Consider the following 1,616-nt stretch of genomic DNA (forward strand, 5'->3'; position numbering starts at 1 on the left):
CGCTAAGGGAATCCGGCACCGGCATCAAGCACCCCTCCCGTCGAAGGGATGGCCGCCTGTCGCGTCCAGACCACGTCCCATGGGCCGGGAGGCGAACGGGCACGCATCCGTTCTTCCCCCCTGGACCTGTGTAGCACCCCCGCCGCCCCTAGCTTTTGACCAGCGGGGGTTTCGCCCCGTCCCACTCACATCATCCGGGAGAGATTCCATGAAGAAGCTCATTGGGGTTTTTGCGTCCGTGGCGCTGTTGGGTTCTGGCGCGGCCTTCGCTCAGAGCGGCAGCACGGCGCAGGACACGCAGCAGCAGGAGCCTTCGACGTCCGTGCCGGCCCAGGGAGGTTCGGGCCAGTCGGGGTCGTCCGCAGCGCAGTCGCCGAGCATGACGGGCTCGAATGAGCTGACGGGCAAGGTCGTCAAGAGCGAGAGCAAGAAGGTCTACATCAGCGCCGCCAATGGCGCGGTGGTGCCGCTGGACATCAGCAGCAAGACCCAGTTCACCGACCCGAGCCTGAAGAACGCCAAGAGCCTGAAGGAAGGCCAGGAGATCCGCGCCAGCTTCGAGGTGAAGGACGAGAAGAACATGGCGACCAGCATCTCGCCGAGCCAGGGCACGGGCGGGTCGGGCTCCGACGTGATGTCGCCGGATCCGTCGATCAACGAGGGCACGGGTGGATCCGGCATGGAGGACCCCAACAAGGACGTCGGGGGGTCCGGCAGCGACACCAGCTTGAACCCGGACACGGGCTCCAGCACGCATGACACCAGCAGCTCGCCGAAGACCTACTAGGCCCGCCCTGGGAACCTCGCTCGCTCGCGGTCCGCCAGGTTCCGGCGGGCCGCGGGTCTTTCTCACGGTGGAGTTTCCGCTCGAGGAAGCTTTGACCGCATGGACCGCACGGCCGACGTCATCATCCTGGGGGCGGGCGCGGCGGGGCTGTCCGCGGCCGACCGGCTGGTGCGTGAGGGCCTGCGCGTCATCGTCCTGGAGGCGCGAGACCGCGTAGGCGGCCGCGTAGCGACCGTGCGGGACCCGACCAGCGACGTGCCGCTGGAGCTGGGCGCCGAGTTCGTCCATGGCAGGCCCCCTGCCCTGCTCCGCCGCATCCATCAGGCCGGCCTCACGGTGGGCTCCTGCAATGACACGCATGCGCTGCTGTGGCGCGGCCGGTTGGGCGACGCGGAGGAGGCGTTCGCGTTCCAGGAGGAGCTGGTGGCGGCGAAGCCTCCCGACCGCTCGATGTCGGAGTGGGTCGCGGAGCAGGTGCGCGACCAGGAGTGGCTGCCCATGCGCGCGGCGATGGCGCTCGCCTTCGTGCGCGGCTTCTACGCCGCGGATCCGGACGTCGCGAGCACGCTGGCCATTGCTCGGATGGAGCAGGCCGTCTCCGACGGGGGCGGTGCGACGCCTTCCCGCGTGATGGAGGGTTATGACCGCGTGCTGCACGCGATGGCCGCGAAGCTGCTCGCGAAACCGGACACGCTGTTCCTCAACGCCGTGGCCGAGGAGGTGCGCTGGAAGCCGGGGGAGGTTCGCGTGCGGGCCCGGACCCGGCAGGGCGTACCCCTGGGAACGTTCCAAGCCAGGCACGCGGTGGTGACGCTGCCTGTCGGGGTGC

General features: G+C 69.4%; 2 protein-coding genes. Both read left to right on the forward strand.

The window, feature by feature from the left end:
• Positions 1–208: 208 nt before the first annotated feature.
• Positions 209–787, forward strand: a complete 579-nt coding sequence (locus tag D7V97_RS42895; protein ID WP_120616255.1) for a hypothetical protein — start codon at positions 209–211, stop codon at positions 785–787.
• 99 nt (positions 788–886) lie between these two features.
• A partial coding sequence (locus D7V97_RS42900; protein WP_120616256.1) for an FAD-dependent oxidoreductase occupies positions 887–1,616 on the forward strand: 730 nt, incomplete at its 3' end.

Source organism: Corallococcus sp. CA053C (genome assembly GCF_003611675.1).
Lineage (GTDB): Bacteria > Myxococcota > Myxococcia > Myxococcales > Myxococcaceae > Corallococcus.